This is a genomic window from Bradyrhizobium betae, assembly GCF_004123905.1.
Lineage (GTDB): Bacteria > Pseudomonadota > Alphaproteobacteria > Rhizobiales > Xanthobacteraceae > Bradyrhizobium > Bradyrhizobium betae_A.
Map to the genome: position 1 here is coordinate 63052 of NZ_MZXW01000053.1, position 19474 is coordinate 82525.

Here is a 19474-nt window from a genome sequence, read left to right on the forward strand (position 1 = left end):
ACTGCATGAGCGATCAGGCCATCTTCGAGGAACGTGTATACGAGCGAAAGCCGGCGCTGCGGCGCTGGCTGTTCGTGCATAAATGGTCGAGCCTGATCTGCACGCTGTTCCTGCTGCTGATCTGCATCACCGGCCTGCCGCTGGTGCTGCGCGACGAGATCGACGGCCTGCTCGACGACGCCTTGCCCTATGCGCAGGTCGCCGAGGGCACGCCCAACATCAGCCTCGACCGGGTCGTCGAGGCCAGCCGGATGATGTATCCCGGCGAGACCATCCTCTCGGTGTTCGTCGACGATGACGAGCCCAAGATCATGGTATTCATGGCGAGCTCCTGGGAGGCGTTCAAGGCCAATCGCCGGGCGCTTCACTCGATCCGGTTCGACGCCCGCACCGGCGCCGTGCTGAAACAGACGAAACCGTTCGGCGAGGACGGGCTCACCTTTCTGCAATTGATGCTGTCCCTGCACCGCGACCTGTTCGCCGGGCTCGCGGGCGAATTGTTCCTCGGTGCGATGGCGCTGCTGTTCATCGCGGCCATCGTGTCCGGGATCGCGATCTACGGGCCTTTCATGCGCAAGCTGGATTTCGGCACCGTGCGTGCCGCCCGATCGGCGCGGCTGAAATGGCTCGACCTGCACAATCTGCTCGGTGTCGTCACGCTCGGCTGGGCGCTGGTGGTCGGCGCCACCGGGGTGATCAACGAGCTCTCGACGCCATTGTTTGCGCTGTGGCAGCAGACCGACGTGCGCGCGATGCTGGCGCCGCTGCAAGGCAAGCCGATGCCCCAGGCCTCCGAACTGTCTTCGCCGCAAGCGGCCTATGACACGGTGAAGGCGGCGTTGCCCGATATGACCACGACCAGCGTGGTGTATCCGGGCTCGCCATTCGGCTCGCCCTTCCACTACGTGGTCTGGACCAAGGGCAAGGAGCCGCTGACCTCGCGCCTGTTCAGCCCGGTGCTGGTCGATGCCAGAAGCGGCGCGCTGGCGTCCGCGGTCACCATGCCCTGGTATCTGCGCGCGCTCGAACTCTCGCGTCCCCTGCATTTCGGCGACTATGGCGGCATGCCGCTGAAGATCATCTGGGTGGTGCTTGACCTCGTCACCATCTTCGTGCTCGGCAGCGGGCTGTATCTCTGGTTCGCGCGGTCTCGGGCCGCGAAGACGCCGCAACGGTCCACCTCGGCTCTGCCGTTGTCGTCGCCGGGAGCGGCAGAATGACCAACCGTTCGCCGAGCCTGATCTGGCGCTGGCCGGCCTTGCTCGCGGCGCTGAGCATTTTCGGCCTGCTGTCGGCGCTGCTGGGCCAGACTGGAATATGGCTACAATTGTCGTGGATCGCGCTGACCGTTCCGCTCGCGGTAGCCGCGATCTGCATCGTCCGCAGCCGGAACTGATCCGGATTGCCAGTGCTACTCGGCCGGCTCAGCCGCCGCCTCGTCGGGGGCGCCGGCGCGGCTTGCCATGATTCCAAGGGCAACGCCGCCGATCGCCAGGATCGGCAGCAGCCGCTTGACCCCGATGGCGCGCACGATCTGAAGCCCCGTCGCGATCAGCATGGGATCGGCAAGCATGCTCGAGGCCGCCGATTTCGCGGCGCGCTCGGCCGCGATCCGGGCACGCTCCTGCATCTGGCGCTTGTAGCCCCAATAGGTCCCGGCAGCGGTGAGCGTCAGCAGGAAGAAGATGCCGGCGCCGGCGAGGCAGGCCTGCACCGGTCCGTAGGTCTGGAGCACCGAGATGAAGGCGGCGGCGCAAAGGAAGCATGTGGTGATGAACAGCGCGAACGCAGCGCCTGCGGCGAGCGACGTCAGCCGGACCGTCGCGCCGGTCGATGCGCTGATACCATCGATGATGCGTTGAAACATGGACTTGCTCCTCAATGCCCCACAAGCCAAATTTGCGCCAGCCGATCGCGGCGGCGCCACAGCGCGCCGTCACCGCGATCCCGGCAGCCTTACCGGCGCCAGGCGGCGCCGATCAGGAAGCCGATGCCGAGCGCGATCCCGACGGTCGCAAGCGGCCGCTGCGTGATCGCGTCCTCCAGCGTCTCCTCGATCGAGCCGTAGGCGTCCTGCGCCGCACCCATCATGGCGCTGCCGCGCTCCGACATGTCGTCGAGCGTCGAATCCATGTTCTCGCGTGCCTGCTTGTAACCACGCCGAGCCTGCTTGCCCGTGGCGTTTGCAAAGGTATTGAGCGCGTCGGTGATCTGATCGGTGAGGGCGGCGATATCGCTTTTCACGGCTGCTACATCCTTCTCGAGGCGTTCTCTGGTGGCTTTGTCGGTCCAGTCTCTCATCCCGGCTTCGGCGTTGCTCGTTGACATCTGGGGCTCCGAATTGTTGGCGGCTGAGATAGCCGGAAAACGTTTCGTTATGACGGAAGTTCCGTTCGCGGGATCCCATTACTCCTGCGGCAGCTGCGGCGAATTCACCGGCATCAGGTGCTCCTTCAGGATCAGCCCGACGATCAGCAGCGGCGACGACAGGAACGCGCCCATCGGCCCCCACAGCCAGGTCCAGAACGCCAGTGCGATGAACACGGCGAGTGCGTTCAGCGCCAGCCTGCGCCCGATGATGGTCGGCGTGACGAAGTGCCCTTCCAGGAAGGTGATGCCGCCGAAGGCGAGCCCGGCCATCAACCCGCCACCCAGCGTCGGGAAGGCGACGAGCCCAACCACGACCAGGACGACGAACATCGCGATCGGTCCGATGATAGGGATGAAGTTGAGCGCCGCCGCGAGCGCGCCGAGCCCGGCCGGATTGGGCATGCCGGTGAGCGCGCAGACAACGCCGGTTGCGATGCCGACGCCGATATTGATGACGGTGACGGTCAGGAGGTAATTGCCGAGATGAATCTCGATCTCATTCAGTATCCGCAGCGTGCGCAGGCGTGCATCGCGGTCGCCAAAGGTCATGATCAGCGCCCGCCGCAGGTCGCGCCAGCTCGCGATGAACAGGATCAGCGTGGCGAAGAACAGCAGGAATTCGGCGAAGGTCGGCGACAGGAATTCCAGCGTCGGCTGCACCCATTCGAATTTCGGCACCTGGAAACCCGGCAACCCCTCGGGGCCGCCGACCATGATTTGCAGCTCCTTCCACAAGGCCAGCGGCCGGTCGAAGACGTGCAGCTTGTCCTTCAACTGGGCGCCGAGCTCGGGCAGGCGCGAGCTCCACTCCATCGCGGGCGCCGCAATCAGCGCGAACACGAAGGTAACAAGCGCGGTCACCGCGATCACGATCAGGACGGCGCCGACCGCACGCGGGACGTGCCGCCGCTCCAGGAAGGATGCGGCCGGCGACAACATGGTCCCGGCGACAATGGCCATCACGACCGGGAGAAAGAACGCCTTCGCAATGTAGAGGACCGCGACCACGGCGATCAGCAGCAGGCCGGCAAGCGCAAAGGCGACGAACTCGGCGCGGCGGATCACCGGCGGCAACTCGGCATGACTGCCGGGGAGGGGTTCACCTTCGCTGCTGCCGGACATCAGACGTTCACTGGGAAGGACGCGCACAATACTTCTCCCGCACGGGAGCCTCCGCGCGCCCATTGATGACCCGTTCAACCAACGTGCAGAGTGGGCTCCGGTTCCATCGCGGCTTCGTGAAGCTGCGCTCGCTTGACTGTGACTTCATCGCCGCATCGCTCAGTGGAACTTGAGTCGGTTCGTCCGCGTTTGTTAGGAAGCCGCATCACCCTGATGCAGACATCTCACGGGGCAGCACATGACAAAGTTGTCTTCAGCCCGCCGCAGCTTCTCGCCGCGCGCCGTCACCGCTTTTGCCTTCGCGACAGCATTGCTGACCGTGCCGTTCGCGGCACACGCCCAGAGGCTCGGCTACGCGCCGATGCAGCCGCAGGCTTATCCGCAAGACCAGGCGACCTATTCGCAGGGCTATTCGGCTGGGCCGCAAGCCGCGGACGAGGACGCTGCGCTGCCTGACCGGCTGCGCAAGCAAATCGTCAGCTTCGACCGCGGTGAGCCCGCCGGCACCATCGTGATCGATACCGCCAACACCTACCTTTATTATGTGCTCGGCAATGGCCGCGCGATCCGTTACGGCGTCGGCGTCGGCCGCGAAGGCTTCACCTGGGCAGGCGTGCAGAGCGTGACGCGCAAGGCGGAATGGCCGGATTGGCATCCGCCGGCCGAGATGATCGCGCGCCAGCCCTATCTGCCGCGCTTCGTCGCCGGCGGCCCGGGCAATCCGCTCGGTGCACGCGCGATGTATCTCGGCTCGAGCGAATACCGCATCCACGGCACCAACGATCCCACCACCATCGGCAAGTTCGTCTCCTCCGGCTGCATCCGTCTCACCAACGAGGACGTCAGCGATCTCTTCAGCCGCGTCAGTGTCGGCACCAAGGTCGTGGTGCTGCCGAAGAATGCGCCGCTGATGGCCAAGGGAGGTGACAAGGGGAATGATTCCTGGCGCAAGCGTCCGGCGATGACGACGCTGCCCTCAGGCCGGCAGGCGCTGAATATCCCGACGTCGGCCGTGAACTAAAGAAACTGAGTGAGGTCACATGACTGGACGTTCGATCAGCAAACTGGCGAGCGGTGCGGCGGCGGTCTTCGCCGTCGCCTCCGTCGGCCTCGCGCTGACGCCATCGGCGCATGCGGAGGATTTCTTCTCGGCGCTGTTCGGTGGCTTCGGAAGGCGGCCGCCGCCGCAAATCCAGATGCCGTTCGCGAATGACGACATGCCGCGCTACGACACACCGCGCCAGCGGGCTTCCTATGGCGGCGGCACCGCTTATTGCGTGCGCGGTTGCGACGGTCGCTACTTCCCGGCGCAGGGAAATGATGCCGAGAGCAAGGCGCAATCCTGCAAGAGCTTCTGCCCGACGTCGGAAACCTCGCTGGTCTACGGCAGTAACATCGACGACGCTACGACGGACAAGGGAAAATCCTATTCCGAGCTGCCGAACGCGTTCCGCTATCGCAACGAGATCGTCGCGGGCTGCACCTGCAACGGCAAGGATCCGGTCGGTCTCGCTCAGGTCAAGGCCGAGGAGGATCCCACCCTGCGCAAGGGCGACATCGTCGCGGGCAGCGAGGGCCTCGTCGTCGCCAACCGCAACGCCAACGACCGCCGCGGTGTTGCGATGAATTTTTCTCCGCTGCCGGAGTCGGTCCGCGCAAGGTTCCGTCAGGTGCCGGTGGTGGCGAAGGAGTAGGTGGCTTCGGGTGGGGCGCGGCGCTGTCGCCTCCATCTCCGCCGTCGTCCCGGACAAGCGGAGCGCCGATCCGGGACCCAACTCGCAGCCCTTACGCCGCGCGGATCTTCCCCAGGAAGTCGCTGACCTCATGGCCGAGCTGGCGGCTCTGGCTCTCCAGCATCTCGGAGGCGTGCTTGACGTTGTCGGCAGCGGCTGCGGCGGCGTCCGCGTCGGCCTTCACGCCGGTGATGTTGTCCGTGACGTTCTTGGTGCCCTGCGCCGCGAACTGCGTGCTGCGGGTGATTTCCTGGGTCGCCGCGCCCTGCTCCTGCACCGCGGCGGCGATGGCGGTCGCGACCTCGTTCACTTCGCCGATGATGCCGCCGATGGTCTGGATTGCGTTGATGGCGTCGCCCGCGACCTTCTGGATGTCGGCGATCTGCTCGGAGATTTCCTCGGTCGCCTTCGCCGTCTGGCTCGCCAGCGACTTCACCTCCGAGGCCACCACCGCGAAGCCGCGTCCGGCATCGCCGGCGCGGGCCGCCTCGATCGTCGCGTTGAGCGCCAGCAGATTGGTCTGCTGCGCAATGGTGTTGATCAGGCCGACGACCTCGCCGATGCGGCCGGCCGACTTCTGCAATCCCTGCACCGTGCCGTCAGTCTCACGCGCCTGGGTCACGGCGCGGCTGGCGATGCCTGCGGCATGCGCGGCCTGCTGGCTGATGTCGTTGATCGAGGCGGAGAGCTCCTCGGCGGCCGCGGCGACGCTGTCGACGCTCATGGACGCGTCGTTCGAAGCCTTCCCGGCCGTCTGGACCCGGTCATTGGTCTGACGCGACACGTTTGAGAGATCGCCTGACGTCTTGCGCATCTCGCCGGACGCCTCGCTCAATTCGCCGAGCGTCTTGCGCACGGCGCCCTCGAACTCCCCGACATAAGCCTCGACGGCGCGCTGGCGTGCGGCTGCGCCGACGTTGCGTTCGCGCTCGTGCTCCTCGATCTTGAGTTTTTCGGTCGCCTGCTGCTTGAAGGTTTCCAGCGCGCCGGCCAGCGCGCCGATCTCGTCCTGGCGGTCGAGATAGCCGCTGTTGACGGCCAGATCGCCGCCGGCGACCTTCAGCATGGCATCGCGGATGGTGTTGAGCGGGGTGATGACGCGGCGGCTGACCAGCATGATCGCGCCGGCGGCAAGGCCGATGGCGAGCGCCAGCAGCACGAGCTGCATAATCAGCGCGCGTTGAGCTGCGTCGCGTTGATCCAGCGTATGGCCCTTGGCGGCATCGAGTGCGCTCTCGGCCACGGCAACCGCGCTGGACAGGCGTCCCACCGTGACCGGAGTCCATTGGTTCGCGGTCATCTCGGCCTTCTCGCCATTGGCGAGTGTGTTGGCGAGACGATCGCGAAGCGCCAGATATTGCGGATCGAAATAGGCGGTCTTGGCTGCGGCCACGGCGGACGACAGGGCCGGCGGCAGTTGCATGCCGGACGTCGACAATTCCAGCGCCTGCCACATCGCGGTCGTTCCGCCGACGAATTGGGTATAGGCGAGACGGGCCTCCGGCGTGATGCGGCCGGCGTTGAGACCGGTCGAGACGATCAGCGACGCTTCGCCCGCGGTGTTGCGGAGCAGCCAGGCGTTCTGCTTGATCGAGAGCAACTGGTCGATCGCCGCGTCCTGGTGGTTGACGGTTGCGGCCAGAACGTTCGAGAGCTTGTCCAGCGTCTCGAGCAGCCCTTGCGTCGTCCCCATGTAGTCCTTCGGCAGGCCCGCGCGGCGCTGATCCTTCGGTTTGGCCACGTCTTCCCAAAACTGCTTCTGCTGCTCGCTCGCCGATTTGTACAGACGCGCGAGCTCCGGCACCAACGTGCTCGACTGCGGAAACTCCATGGCGGGCAACAGCGCCAGCGCGCGTGCCATCGCCGGCATCTCGGCGTCCCGGATCGCGCGCAGATATTTTTCGATCTCGGAATCCATCGGCTCGGTGGAGTTGAGGAGCCGGTTGGTGGTCGAGCGGTCGGTGCGCAGATTGTGCATCGCCTTGAACAGATCGGCGGAGGCGTCAGCGATCTGCGAGATGCGGCTGGCGGTCTTCAGGCGCCCCCAGGACTCGTAGGCGGTGAGCGAGAGCGCAATCACCACACAGACCGACGTGATCGCAATCACTGCTTTCAGCAGCGCGGATATGGTCAGACGATTGAGCATCGAAGTCCCCCCAAAATTCCCATTTCAAAGTTCGTGAAGACGCCCGGCAACATCGACAAACGGGGGCGCGGCAGTTCGGCAATCGCATGCCGTTTGCGGCTCATGGCCCAAACGGTTTCCGCATCTGAAACGAAAAGGGTAAAGTTTTAGGAGGGGCGGCTCATCGTAGAAGTACGCATTTACTAGAAGTTGCAGTGGGTTGCTGCGATGGAACCAACGCGGGAGTTGCGCGTTAAGAGACTGTCAGCAATTTGCCTGAAGGGGGGTCCTAGCGATGCTGGTCGGCGCACTCGTCACCTTTCTCGTCGTCATTCTCGTGCTCTACCTCATCAACATGCTGCCGATGGACGGCCGCGCCAAGCAGATCGCGCGCGTGATCGTCATCATCATCGGCGTGGTGTCGCTGCTGAAATACCTCACGGTGTTCTAGCGGGGGCCTTGTAGCCCGGATGGAGCGCAGCGCAATCCGGGAAGGTGCCGCCTGCCGGGCGAGCGGCCCCGGATTTCGCTTCGCTCCATCCGGGCTACGGGTGTCCAACAAAAGGCCCCGGCCTGAGTCGGGGCTTCGTTCGTGCTGGGCTAGTGCAGCGACTTGAGCCAGTCGTCGACGTCCTGACGAACCTGATCCTTTGCCTTGCCGTAACGTTCCTGAAGCCGGCCTTCGAGCTGCTCGCGGCGTCCCTCGATCAGTTGCAGGTCGTCGTCAGTGAGCTTGCCCCACTTCTCTTTCGCGGAACCCTTGAACTGCTTCCAGTTTCCTTCGATGCGATTCCAGTCCATGACCATCTCCCATGGGGTTGATGGCCGTACAACGCGACCGGCGAGCGGCCGTTCCGATGCGCGCCGCGACGTTTCGCCCAACGAAAAGCCCCGGCCGAGGCCGGGGCTTTTGACATCCAAGTGAGCAGATTCAACCAGCCGCCTTCGCCTCGCGGCGGCGCGCGGTGAGGATGTATTCGGTGTAACCGTTCGGCTGCTCGCGTCCCTTGAAGATGAGGTCGCAGGCCGCCTTGAAGGCAACGCCGTCGAAGGCGGGCGCCATCGGCTTGTAGATCGCATCGCCGGCGTTCTGCTTGTCGACGACGACGGCCATGCGCTTGAGCGATTCCATCACCTGCGCTTCCGTGATGACGCCCTGGTGCAGCCAGTTGGCGAGATGCTGGCTGGAGATGCGCAAGGTCGCGCGGTCTTCCATCAGGCCGACATCGTGGATGTCAGGCACCTTGGAGCAGCCGACGCCCTGGTCGATCCAGCGCACGACGTAACCCAGAATGCCCTGGCAGTTGTTGTCGATCTCCTGCTTGACGTCGTCGGGTGCCCAGTTCGATTTCGACACCGGGATGGTGAGGATGTCCGACAGCTTTGCGCGGGGTCCGCCCTTGGTCAGCTCCTGCTGGCGCGCGGTGACGTTGACCTGGTGATAGTGTAGCGCGTGCAAGGTCGCCGCGGTCGGCGAGGGGACCCAGGCAGTGGTGGCGCCGGCCTGCGGATGGGCAAGCTTCTGCTGCAGCATGTCCGCCATCTTGTCGGGCGCGGCCCACATCCCCTTGCCGATCTGGGCGTGGCCGGGCAAGCCATCGATCAGGCCCATGTCGACGTTCCAGTCCTCATAGGCCTTGATCCAGGCCTGCGCCTTCATCTCGTTCTTGCGGATCATCGGACCCGCTTCCATCGAGGTGTGGATCTCATCGCCGGTGCGGTCGAGGAAGCCGGTGTTGATGAACATGATGCGCTTGGAGGCGCGCTGGATGCAGGCCTTGAGGTTGACGGTGGTGCGCCGCTCCTCGTCCATGATGCCGACCTTGAGCGTGTTCTCGGGCAGGCCGAGCAACTTCTCGACGCGGTCGAAAATCTCGCAGGTCAGCGACACTTCGTCGGGGCCGTGCATCTTCGGCTTGACGATGTAGGCCGAGCCGGTGCGGCTGTTCTTGGTCTTGGAGTTGCCCTTGAGGTCGTGGATCGCGAGCAGGCCGGAGACGGCGGCATCGAGCAGGCCTTCCGGAATCTCCTCGCCGCTCTCGTCCAGCACCGCATCGGTGAACATGTGGTGACCGCAATTGCGCATCAGCAGCAGGCTGCGGCCGTGCAGCTTGACCTCGCTCTTGCCGTCAGGCGTCTTGTAGGAGCGGTCGGCATTGAGCGAACGCGTCAGCGTCTTGCCGCCCTTCTCGAAGTCGGCCGACAGCGTGCCGTTCATCAGGCCGAGCGTGTTGCGATAGACCAGCACCTTGTCCTCGGCGTCGACGGCAGCGACCGAGTCCTCCATGTCGAGAATGGTCGACACGGCGGATTCCATGATCATGTCGGCGACGCCGGCCGGATCGTCCTTGCCGATGGTGCTGCTGCGGTCGATCTTGACCTCGACATGCAGGCCGTTGTTGGCGAGCAGCACGGCGCTCGGCGCGGCCGCATCGCCCTGGAAGCCCGCGAACTGCACGGCGTTCTTCAGCGCGGTCGCGTTGCCGCTCTTCAGCTTCACCGCGAGCTGGCCCGCGACCACGCTATAGGCGGTGACGTCGGTGTGGCTGCCGGTCGCCAGCGGCGCGGCGGCATCGAGGAACGCTTTTGCTTTCGCGATGACCTTGTCGCCGCGGGCCTTGTTGTAGCCCTTGCCGCTCTCGGACGGATCGTGCGGGATCGCGTCGGTGCCGTACAAGGCGTCATAGAGCGAGCCCCAGCGCGCATTCGCCGCGTTCAGCGCATAGCGGGCGTTGGTGAGGGGGACGACGAGCTGCGGGCCGCAGATCTTGCCGATTTCCTCGTCGACATTGGCGGTCTCGACCTTCTGCGTCGCGGGCTCCGGGACGAGATAGCCGATCTCCTTCAGGAAGGCGGTGTAGGCGTCGAGGTCGAACGCCTTGCCCTTGCTGGCGCGGTGCCAGTCGTCGATCTTGGCCTGCAGCGTGTCACGCACCGCCAGCAGCGCGCGGTTCTTCGGCCCCAACTCCTTGATGATGCCTGCAACGCCGGCCCAGAACGCATCCGGCGCGATCCCCGTTTTCGGGGCCGCTTCCTTGGCGATGAAGTCAAACAGGACGGGAGCGATCTTCAATCCGTGGGCGTCGACGCGTTTCATGATGGTCTTTCTTGTTGGAAATGGCTGTTTTTGGCTGCTTTTGACCCGACAGCAGCAAAATGCGCCCACAGGGGGCAGCTTTCAGAGACCTATTAGCCCCAAAATCGGGGCGGTGAGAAGACCCCCAGGGGCTTGTCAAAATGTCAAGGTGAGGTGAGGGCGGCACACACCGGTGTCATTCCCCGCGAAGGCGGGGAATCCAGTACGCAGCGGCTTTTCCGTATCCCAACGCTGTCTCTGGAATACTGGGTCGCCCGGTCAAGCCGGACGACGACAGCGGGGACTAGGACAGCCTCAAATATTCGCAGCGAGGTCCACGACTTCATCGAACAGCACGCCGGTGGTCTTCAGCATCTGCTCGATCTCGTCGGCCGCCTCGGCGACCGTCCGCGCCGAGGTGTCGATCACGAGCTCGGCCGCTTGCGGCGTCTCGTAGTCGTTGCCGATGCCCGTAAAGGAGGCAAGCGCTCCCGCGCGGGCCTTCTTGTAGTGGCCCTTGGGGTCGCGCTCCTCGCAGACGCCGGCCGGTGTCGCGACATGGATCTCGCGGAAGGCGGTGTCGGCGATGCGGCGCGCGGTGGCTCGGTCTTCACGGGCGGGCGAGACGGCGGCAACGATCGCGATGTGGCCGTTGCGGGCCAGATGCGTGGCGACCTCGGCGAGGCGGCGGATGTTCTCGCTGCGGTCGGCGGCGGAGAAGCCGAGATCGCTATTGAGCCCGGCGCGCAGCGTGTCGCCGTCGAGCAGGATCGGCGAGCCGCCATTGGTGAACAGCCGTCGCTCCAGCGCCTTCGCCAGGGTCGACTTGCCGGAGGCCGGCAGGCCGGTGAGCCAGACCACCGCGCCATTGTGACGATAGCGGGCGGAGCGCTCGTCCGGCCGCAGCGCGGATTCCACCGGCACGATGTCGACAGGCACGGCACGCTGGCCGGCATCGACCGACAGCACGAGGCCGCCGCCGGCAATGCGCCCGGAGACCTCGATCACGAGGCGGCCGGTGCGCGGATTTTCCGTGTAGGGATCGGTTGCGATCGGATTGGACAGGGAGATGTCGATCTCGCCGACATGATTGCGGCCGATCGCCTTGTTCTCGGTGCTGGAGAGCTCACCGGGGTCGACCGCCTTCTCGATGGCGACGACGGTGGCGCGGCTTTCCTTCGGTCCACAACGCACCAGCAGCTGATCGCCCTTGGCGAGCGGCTTGTCGTGCAGCCAGAAGATGCGTGCGCGCAGCCGGCGCGTCTCGCGGGGGGCGGCGTCGGTATGCGCAATGATGTCGCCGCGCTCGATGAACAATTCGCGGTCGAGCGTGATGCCGACCGAGCGGCCCGCGCCCTGACGTCCTGCGACCGGCGTCACCGGCCAGCTCTCGACCGTCTTGATCCTGGCGATCTTGCCGGCAGGCATGATCACGATCTCGTCGCCGGCAATGAGGCTGCCGGACTCGATGCGGCCGGCGACGATGCGGCGGTCGTCGAACTTGTAGATCGCCTGCACCGGCAGGCGCAGCGCCAGCGCTTCCAGCGGCCGGGCCGGCTCGAGCCGGTCCAGCGCCTCGACCACGGTCGGTCCCTTGTACCAGCCGATGCGGTCGGTGCGTTCGGCGACGCCGTCGCCGTCGCGCGCGGAGATCGGGATCACGGCTGTGGGCTTGACGCCGAGGCCCTGCAAATGCGCCGAGATCTCGTCACTGATGTCCTTGAAACGTTCGGCGGAGAAATCGACGCGGTCCATCTTGTTGACGACGACCGCAACCTGCTTCACGCCGAGCAGATGCAGGAGATAGCCGTGCCGACGGGTCTGGTCACGCACGCCTTCGAGCGCATCGATGATCAGCACCGCGCCGTCGGCCTGCGACGCCCCGGTGATCATGTTGCGCAGGAACTCCGCATGGCCGGGCGCGTCGATCAGCACGATGTCGCGCGAATTGGTGCGGAAGCGGATCTGCGTGGTGTCGATGGTGATGCCCTGGTCGCGCTCGGTCTGGAGCGCGTCGAGCAGGAACGACCATTCGAACGGCATGCCGCGCCGCGCGCTGACGGCCTTGAGCATCTCGAGCTTGCCGTCGGGCAGGCTGCCGGTCTCATGCAGGAGGCGGCCGACCAGCGTCGACTTGCCGTGGTCGACATGGCCGACGATGACGATGCGGACCTGCGGTCGCGTGGTGCCGTTCGGCGTGGCGGGCGAAGCGGGGGTAACGATCATGTTCATGTCGCGCTCGCGTCCTTGGATCAGAGATAGCCGGCGACGCGCAGGCGCTCGAAGGCGTCCTCGGTCTCGTGGTCGAGCGCGCGTCCCGCGCGCTCCGGCACCTTGGTCTGCTCGAGCTCGATCAGGATCTCGTCGATGTTCGACGCGGTCGAGGCGACCGGGTTGGTGATGTCCTGATCGCCCAGCGAGCGGTAGCGCTTGCCGTCCTTGGCGAGATACAGCGGGATGATCGGGATGTTCTCGCGCTTGGTGTAGGCCCAGATGTCGGCCTCGGTCCAATGCAGGATCGGGTGAATGCGCAAATGCGCGCCCTGTGGCGGCGATGCATTGAAATGATCCCAGAACTCCGGCGGCTGGTCGCGGACGTCCCAATTGCCTTCGAGCCCGCGGGGCGAGAACACGCGCTCCTTGGCGCGCGTCGCCTCCTCGTCGCGGCGGATGCCGGCGATCAGGCCGTCAAAGCCGTATTTGCCGAGCGCCATCTTGAGGCCCTCGGTTTTTCGCGCGGCGGAACGGGCGGCGGGCGGCAGCGTTGGGTCGACGGCATCGATGGGCGGGCAGGGCTCGACGCGCAGATCGAGATCCCATTCCTTGCCGTAATAATCGCGGAAGCGATACATCTCCGGAAACTTCTTGCCGGTATCGACATGGAGGGCCGGGAACGGCAGCCGGCCGAAGAATGCCTTCCGCGCCAGCCAGATCATGACGTTGGAGTCCTTGCCGAGCGACCACAGCAGGGCGATCTTCTTCAAACGGCCAAAAGCCTCGCGGAAGATGTAGATGCTCTGTGCTTCCAGCTGGTCCAAATGGTCCATGCTGGGGGCAGTCAGCCCGAGAGGAATTTGCTCGGAAACGGCGGGCCGGGAATCCCGTCCATCTGCACCGGAATCGGTCCTGAGAAGATGCATCTCTGCCACTTTGCGTTTGGAGGCGAATTTTCTATAGTTGCGGTGCAGAAGAGAAGAAAAAAATTTCTCTTTGCGCGCTCGAAACGACACATATATAGAAAATAATTCCAGTCAACCCCGGATGTGGGGGAAGCGAGTATCGCATGCGGTTCTTGCCGGTGTTCCTCGATCTCAAGGCCGGTCCGGTGGTCCTCATCGGCGCGGGAGAGCTTCTGCGCGCAAAATTGCGCGTGCTCACCGCTGCCGGCGCGCGCCTCCGCGTGCACGCGATCGACGGCAATCATGATCTGGCTCTGAGCTCCGAGGACGAGGCGCGTATCGAAATCGCGGCCGGCGATCCGCTGACCGCCGATCTGTCAGGTGTCATCGCCATCGTATGCGCGGGCGCAGGCGACGTCGGTGTCGCCGTGTCGGTCCGCGCCAAGGCGCTCGGTCTGCCCGTCAACGTCATGGACGATCTCGAACATTCCAGCTTCATCTTCCCGGCGATCGTCGATCGCGGCGATGTCGTGGTCGCGGTCGGCACCGGCGGCATCTCGCCGGTGGTGGCGCGGCGCGTGCGCGAGAAGATCGAGGCGCTGCTGCCGGCGCGCATTGGCGAGCTCGCCGAGTTCATCGGCGGCTTCCGCAAATCCATCAACGAGCGCATTGCCGAGTTTCCGCTGCGCCGCCGCTTCTGGGAGCGCGTCATTGACGGCCCGATCGGCGCGGCCGTGCTCGCCGGCCGCAAAAGCGACGCGGATGCCGCGCTCAAGGCGATTGCCGATCCGTCTGAATTCGCGCGCGCCGACAAGCCGGAAGGCTCGGTCGCGCTGGTTGGCGCCGGTCCCGGCGATCCTGACCTTCTCACCATCAAGGCGCTGCGCGCGTTGCAGGACGCCGACATTGTCTTTCACGATGAGCTGGTCTCACCCGAAATTCTCGACCGCATCCGCCGCGACACCACGCGCGTTCCGGTCGGCCGCCGCGTCGGCAAGCCTGGCATCGGCCAGGACGCCATCAACAAGCGCATGATCGAGGCCGCGCAAGCCGGTCAGCGCGTGGTGCGGCTGAAGGGCGGCGATCCCTTCGTGTTCGGCCGTGGCGGCGAAGAGGTCGAAGCGCTGCGCGCCGCCGGCGTCACCTATTCGATCATTCCCGGCATCACCGCAGGCCTCGGCGGCGCCGCCGATTTCGAGGTGCCGCTCACCTACCGCCATGAAGCGACCCGGATCACCTTCCTCACCGCGCACAAGGCGCGCGACGCCGAGACCGTGGACTGGTCGACGCTGACCGACACCAAGATGACCGTCGTGGTCTACATGGGCATGACGGCTGCGCCCGCGATCCGCGCCGGCCTGTTCGCCGCCGGCCGTTCGCCGGAGACACCGGTCGGCGTGTTCGCCCGGGTCACGCGTCCCGACGCGCAAGGCGCGATCGGCACGCTGCGCGACCTGCCCGAGCTGGTGCGGCGGACCCATGGCGGTCCCGCCATCCTCGTCATCGGCGACGTGGTCCGGCATGCCGGTTCGCTTCGCCGCCAAACACCCAAACAAATCATCTCTGACCTCCTGGATGCTGCCGAATGACCTCCCCCCTGCAACAGAAAATCAAGATCGCCGGTCCCTCCATCGTGACCGCCAACCGCACCTGGGACGGCATCGTCGTCTACCGGACCGGCAGCAAGGGCTGGTCGGCGGAACTCGCTGATGCCGCGATCGTGCGCAATTCCGACGAGGCGAAGGCGTTGCTTGCCGAAGCCGTTGCCGATGACGTCGGCGCCATCGGTCCCTATATCGCACCGGTGCAGCTTGGCGATGACGGCAAGATCGAGCCGGGCAATCTGCGCGAACAGATCCGCAAGGCCGGCGTCACCATCGAGCTGCCGGCTCAGGGTTAAGGCACGCTTCAATGTATGCTTACGACGAAATCGACCGCACGCTTGTCAACGAGCGCGTCTCGGAATTCCGCGACCAGGTGCAGCGCCGCCTTTCGGGCGAGCTCACCGAGGACGAATTCAAGATGCTGCGCTTGCAGAACGGCGTCTATCTGCAACTACACGCCTACATGTTCCGCGTCGCGATTCCCTATGGAACGCTGGCGTCGAACCAGTTGCGGGCGCTTGCCCATGTCGCGCGCAAATACGACCGCGGCTACGGCCATTTCACCACGCGGCAGAACATCCAGTTCAACTGGATCAAGCTTTCGGACCTGCCGGACGCGTTGGCCGATCTCGCCGAAGTCGGCATCCATGCGATGCAGACCTCCGGCAACAACATGCGCAACGTCACCTCGGACCAGTGGGCCGGCGTCGCGCCCGGGGAGATCGAGGATCCCCGTATCTGGTCCGAGCTGATCCGTCAGCACACCACGCTGCATCCGGAATTTTCGTTCCTGCCGCGCAAGTTCAAGATCGCGATCACTGCGTCGGACCACGATCGCGCCGCGATCAAGGTTCACGACATCGGTCTGCGCCTGATCAAGAATGAGAAGGGCGAAACCGGTTTTGAGGTGCTGGTTGGCGGCGGCCTCGGCCGCACGCCGTTCATCGGCAAGACCATCAAGCACTTCGTTCACGGCCGCGATCTGCTGAGCTATATCGAGGCGATCCTGCGCGTCTACAATCAGTACGGCCGCCGCGACAACATCTACAAGGCGCGCATCAAGATCCTGGTGCACGAGCTCGGTATCGAGAAATTCTCCCGCGAGGTCGAGGAGGAGTGGCAGCAGATCCGCTACTCCTCGCTTCAGATCGATGACGAAGTGATCGAGGACATCCGCTCGCGCTTCATCTATCCGGCGTATGAAAAGCTGCCGCACATGCCGGACGAGCTGCGGCAGGCCGCGGCCGATCCCGATTTCGAAGCGTGGCGCAAGAACTCGGTCGCCGCGCACAAGAACCCCGGCTACTCCATCGTGACGATCTCGCTCAAGCCGATCGGGGCGCCTCCGGGCGATGCCACGGCGGAGCAGATGGATGCGCTGGCTGATCTCGCCGACAAATATTCGTTCGGTGAGCTTCGCGTCGGCCACGAGCAGAACCTGGCTCTGCCGCACGTCGCCAAGCGCGACCTGCCGGCGCTGTGGAAGGCGCTCGACAAGCTTGGCCTGGCAACGCCGAACGTCAACCTGATCACCGACATCATCGCCTGCCCGGGGCTGGATTATTGCTCGCTGGCGAATGCGCGCTCGATCCCGATCGCGCAGGAGCTGACGCGGCGCTTTGCCAATCACGAGCTCGCCAACCTGATCGGCCGTCTGCACATCAACATCTCCGGCTGCATCAATGCCTGCGGTCACCACCATGTCGGCCATATCGGCATTCTCGGCGTCGAGAAGAACGGCGAGGAGGTCTACCAGATCACCATCGGCGGCCGTGCCGACGAGAGTGCCGCGCTGGGTAATCTGATCGGCCCCGGCGTCAAGTTCGACGAGGTCGCCGACGTCGTCGAGGACATCGTCGAAGCCTATCTTGCGCTGCGCGAGCGCCCGGAGGAGCTGTTCGTCGACACCGTAAAACGCCTCGGCGTCGAACCCTTCAAGGAGCGCGTCTATGCCACTCGTTAACGGCGGAAAAATCGTCGACGACAGTTTCGTCAAGCTCGCCGTCGACACGCCGCTGCCCGAGAGCGGCGACATCCTGGTCCCGGCCGAGCGTTTCGTCGGCGAGGCTGATGCGTTGCTCAAGCGCGCCGGCAAGGTCGGCGTGATCTGGCCGAACAATCGCGACATCGCCGAGCTCGTGCCGTATCTCGTCAAGCTCGCCGTGGTCGCGCTGGTGTTCCCGAGCTTCCGCGACGGACGCGCCTACAGCCAGGCGCGGCTGCTGCGGGAACGCTATGGCTATCGTGGCGATCTGCGCGCCACCGGCCAGGTGCTGCGCGACCAGTTCGTGTTCATGCTGCGTGCCGGCTTCGATTCCTTCGAGGTCAAGAAGCAGGCCGATGCCGAAGCCTTCATGCTGACGGCAAAGCGCTACTCGGTGTTCTACCAGCCGACCGGCGACGGCCGTATCACGGCGCTGCACCGGCGCATGCAGCTGCGTCACTCCGAAGGTGTCGGCACGTGAACGCAATCGCGCCTCAGGTCTCGTCCGTGTCCACGCTGCCTTCGGCGGCAGAGCTCGATCGCGCCTTGCGCGATGCCTCTCCCGCAGAGGTCGTCGCTATGGCTCTGAAGGCGGTTGGTCGTGAAAAGCTCGCACTGGTGTCGTCCTTCGGAACGGAATCGGCGACGCTGCTGAAGGTCATGGCGGACGTCGATCCGGCGATCCCCGTGATCTTCCTCAATACCGGCTGGCTATTCGAGGAGACGCTGGCCTATCGCGACACGCTGATCGAGACGCTGGGTCTCAAGGACGTCCGCTCGATCAAGCCGGCGGAAGAGACGCTGGCGCGCGAAGATGCCGATCGCGACCTCTGGTTCTCCGACCCCGACGCCTGCTGCCGCATTCGCAAGGTCGAGCCGCTGGCGCGCGCGCTAAAACCGTTCGATGCCTGGCTCAACGGTCGCAAGCGCTTTCAGGGCAATACGCGTGCCGACATTCCGGTTGTCGAGGACGACGGCGCGCGGTTGAAGTTCAACCCCTTCGCCAATGTGTCGCGCGAGGAACTCGAGGCGATCTTCGTCCGCGCCAAATTGCCGCGTCATCCACTGGCTGCCTCCGGTTTCCTGTCGGTTGGGTGTATGCCTTGCACGAGCAGAACGGCTGAAGGCGAGGATGCGCGCGCCGGTCGCTGGCGCGGCCGGGCCAAGACAGAATGCGGCATCCACACGATGAAGACTTCGTAGCACAGTCAGGCTGCGAGTCTTCAAACAAGAAAATCAGGTTCCGTTGACTTGAACGCGTTTCGCCCCGAGTTATGCCCGCATGCCATCGGTGACGCTGAAGTCGTCGAGGCGAATGGAGATGGACATGATGCGCCGTATCGTTCCGCTCGCGGCAGGGCTGCTCGTGACTGGATTGTTGGCAGGCTCGGCTCTCGCTGCTGACATTAATCTCTTGAACGTGTCGTACGATCCGACGCGCGAGCTCTATGCCGAATTCAACAAGGCATTCGCGAGCGCTTACCAGAAGGAAACCGGCAAGAGCGTCGAGATCAAGCAGTCGCATGGCGGCAGCGGCTCGCAGGCGCGCGCCGTGATCGACGGATTGCAGGCCGATGTGGTGACGCTGGCGCTCGCCTATGACGTCGACGCGATCGCGGCCAAGGGCCTCACCGCGGCCGACTGGCAGAAGCGGCTGCCGCAGAATTCATCACCCTATACCTCGACCATCGTGTTCCTGGTGCGCAAGGGCAATCCCAAGGGCATCAAGGACTGGGACGACCTGCTCAAGCCGGGCGTCGCCGTCATCACGCCCAATCCAAAGACGTCGGGAGGCGCACGCTGGAATTATCTGGCGGCCTGGGGCTTTGCGCAGAAGAAATACGGCTCGGCCGACAAGGCCAAGGAGTTCATTGGAAAGCTCTACCAGCAGGTGCCGGTGCTCGACACCGGCGCGCGCGGCGCCACCGTGACCTTCGTCGAGCGCGGCGTCGGCGACGTGCTGCTCGCCTGGGAGAACGAGGCGTATCTCGCACTCAAGGAATTCGGTCCGGAGAAGTTCCAGATCGTGGCACCGCCGCTGTCGATCCTTGCCGAGCCGCCTGTTACGATCGTCGACAAGGTTGCCGACAAAAAGGGCACCCGCAACGCCGCCGACGCCTACCTCCAGTACTGGTACACCAAGGAGGGACAGGAGATCGCCGCGCGCAACTTCTACCGTCCGCGCGATGCCGAGATCGCTAAAAAGTATGAAAACTCCTTCGCGAAGGTCGAGCTGTTCACGATCGACGAAATTTTCGGCGGCTGGACCAAGGCGCAGAAGGAACATTTTGCCGACGGCGGCGTCTTCGATCAGATCTACAAGAACTGATCGGGCGCTGTC

The 19474-nt window shown here is 64.8% G+C and carries 19 protein-coding genes; 11 read left to right on the forward strand and 8 right to left on the reverse strand.

The genetic code is table 11. The features are described from left to right. Positions 1 to 5 precede the first annotated feature (5 nt). Together B5V03_RS35405 and B5V03_RS35410 are read left to right on the forward strand one after the other, a co-directional pair. Positions 6 to 1220, forward strand: a complete 1215-nt coding sequence (locus tag B5V03_RS35405) for a PepSY-associated TM helix domain-containing protein (RefSeq protein ID WP_129275018.1) — start codon at positions 6 to 8, stop codon at positions 1218 to 1220. Beyond that, entirely contained in the window at positions 1217 to 1396 is a 180-nt protein-coding gene (locus tag B5V03_RS35410; protein WP_129275019.1) for a hypothetical protein, read from the forward strand. Before B5V03_RS35405 ends, B5V03_RS35410 begins: the two co-directional genes overlap by 4 nt. A 15-nt stretch (positions 1397 to 1411) precedes the next feature. Here the strand turns inward: B5V03_RS35410 and B5V03_RS35415 are convergent, their stop codons facing one another. The 3 genes from B5V03_RS35415 to B5V03_RS35425 all read right to left on the reverse strand — a co-directional run bounded on the left by B5V03_RS35415 (position 1412) and on the right by B5V03_RS35425 (position 3519). Continuing rightward, positions 1412 to 1867, reverse strand: a complete 456-nt coding sequence (locus B5V03_RS35415; RefSeq protein WP_129275020.1) for a hypothetical protein — start codon at positions 1865 to 1867, stop codon at positions 1412 to 1414. 89 nt (positions 1868 to 1956) lie between these two features. After that, the gene (locus B5V03_RS35420) at positions 1957 to 2328 is read right to left on the reverse strand and encodes a DUF883 family protein (RefSeq protein ID WP_129275021.1); all 372 of its coding nucleotides are present in this window, start codon (positions 2326 to 2328) and stop codon (positions 1957 to 1959) included. Positions 2329 to 2406: 78 nt separating this feature from the next. Then, on the reverse strand, positions 2407 to 3519 hold the full coding sequence (locus B5V03_RS35425) for an AI-2E family transporter (protein WP_164988501.1): 1113 nt from the start codon (positions 3517 to 3519) through the stop codon (positions 2407 to 2409). Between the two features lie 211 nt (positions 3520 to 3730). Here B5V03_RS35425 and B5V03_RS35430 point away from each other — a divergent pair, with 211 nt between their 5' ends. Both B5V03_RS35430 and B5V03_RS35435 read left to right on the forward strand, forming a co-directional pair. Further along, positions 3731 to 4513: a L,D-transpeptidase gene (locus tag B5V03_RS35430; RefSeq protein ID WP_129275023.1), complete on the forward strand. Its 783-nt coding sequence runs from the start codon at positions 3731 to 3733 to the stop codon at positions 4511 to 4513. Between the two features lie 19 nt (positions 4514 to 4532). Beyond that, positions 4533 to 5186 (forward strand): DUF2865 domain-containing protein, encoded by a 654-nt coding sequence (locus B5V03_RS35435; protein WP_129275024.1) that lies wholly within the window; start codon positions 4533 to 4535, stop codon positions 5184 to 5186. 91 nt (positions 5187 to 5277) lie between these two features. Here B5V03_RS35435 and B5V03_RS35440 read toward each other — a convergent pair whose 3' ends face one another. Next, a complete protein-coding gene (locus B5V03_RS35440) occupies positions 5278 to 7371 on the reverse strand; it encodes a methyl-accepting chemotaxis protein (RefSeq protein WP_129275025.1) in 2094 nt (697 codons plus the stop codon). Between the two features lie 274 nt (positions 7372 to 7645). Here B5V03_RS35440 and B5V03_RS35445 point away from each other — a divergent pair, with 274 nt between their 5' ends. After that, the gene (locus tag B5V03_RS35445) at positions 7646 to 7801 is read left to right on the forward strand and encodes a Thivi_2564 family membrane protein (protein ID WP_129275026.1); all 156 of its coding nucleotides are present in this window, start codon (positions 7646 to 7648) and stop codon (positions 7799 to 7801) included. 149 nt (positions 7802 to 7950) lie between these two features. Here B5V03_RS35445 and B5V03_RS35450 read toward each other — a convergent pair whose 3' ends face one another. The 4 genes from B5V03_RS35450 to cysD form a co-directional block, all read right to left on the reverse strand. Next, positions 7951 to 8151 carry a CsbD family protein gene (locus tag B5V03_RS35450; protein ID WP_008546815.1) on the reverse strand — a complete coding sequence of 67 codons (201 nt, stop codon included), beginning with the start codon at positions 8149 to 8151 and terminating at the stop codon, positions 7951 to 7953. Between the two features lie 130 nt (positions 8152 to 8281). Then, on the reverse strand, positions 8282 to 10447 hold the full coding sequence (locus tag B5V03_RS35455) for a malate synthase G (RefSeq protein WP_129275027.1): 2166 nt from the start codon (positions 10445 to 10447) through the stop codon (positions 8282 to 8284). 294 nt (positions 10448 to 10741) lie between these two features. Further along, a complete protein-coding gene (gene cysC / locus B5V03_RS35465) occupies positions 10742 to 12658 on the reverse strand; it encodes an adenylyl-sulfate kinase (RefSeq protein WP_129275029.1) in 1917 nt (638 codons plus the stop codon). 20 nt (positions 12659 to 12678) lie between these two features. Beyond that, positions 12679 to 13473 (reverse strand): sulfate adenylyltransferase subunit CysD, encoded by a 795-nt coding sequence (gene cysD, locus B5V03_RS35470; RefSeq protein ID WP_129275030.1) that lies wholly within the window; start codon positions 13471 to 13473, stop codon positions 12679 to 12681. Between the two features lie 236 nt (positions 13474 to 13709). Here cysD and cysG point away from each other — a divergent pair, with 236 nt between their 5' ends. The 6 genes from cysG (at position 13710) to B5V03_RS35500 (ending at position 19462) form a co-directional block, all read left to right on the forward strand. Next, the gene (gene cysG, locus B5V03_RS35475) at positions 13710 to 15134 is read left to right on the forward strand and encodes a siroheme synthase CysG (RefSeq protein WP_129275031.1); all 1425 of its coding nucleotides are present in this window, start codon (positions 13710 to 13712) and stop codon (positions 15132 to 15134) included. After that, the gene (locus B5V03_RS35480) at positions 15131 to 15445 is read left to right on the forward strand and encodes a DUF2849 domain-containing protein (RefSeq protein ID WP_129275032.1); all 315 of its coding nucleotides are present in this window, start codon (positions 15131 to 15133) and stop codon (positions 15443 to 15445) included. Before cysG ends, B5V03_RS35480 begins: the two co-directional genes overlap by 4 nt. A gap of 11 nt (positions 15446 to 15456) precedes the next feature. Continuing rightward, on the forward strand, positions 15457 to 17112 hold the full coding sequence (locus tag B5V03_RS35485) for a nitrite/sulfite reductase (protein ID WP_129275033.1): 1656 nt from the start codon (positions 15457 to 15459) through the stop codon (positions 17110 to 17112). Beyond that, positions 17099 to 17614, forward strand: a complete 516-nt coding sequence (locus B5V03_RS35490) for a DUF934 domain-containing protein (RefSeq protein ID WP_129275034.1) — start codon at positions 17099 to 17101, stop codon at positions 17612 to 17614. Before B5V03_RS35485 ends, B5V03_RS35490 begins: the two co-directional genes overlap by 14 nt. Next, on the forward strand, positions 17611 to 18336 hold the full coding sequence (locus tag B5V03_RS35495; protein WP_129275035.1) for a phosphoadenylyl-sulfate reductase: 726 nt from the start codon (positions 17611 to 17613) through the stop codon (positions 18334 to 18336). The genes B5V03_RS35490 and B5V03_RS35495 overlap by 4 nt, the downstream gene beginning before the upstream one ends. A 112-nt stretch (positions 18337 to 18448) precedes the next feature. Continuing rightward, complete coding sequence (locus B5V03_RS35500) at positions 18449 to 19462, forward strand: sulfate ABC transporter substrate-binding protein (RefSeq protein WP_129275495.1); 1014 nt, start codon at positions 18449 to 18451, stop codon at positions 19460 to 19462. Positions 19463 to 19474 lie beyond the last annotated feature (12 nt).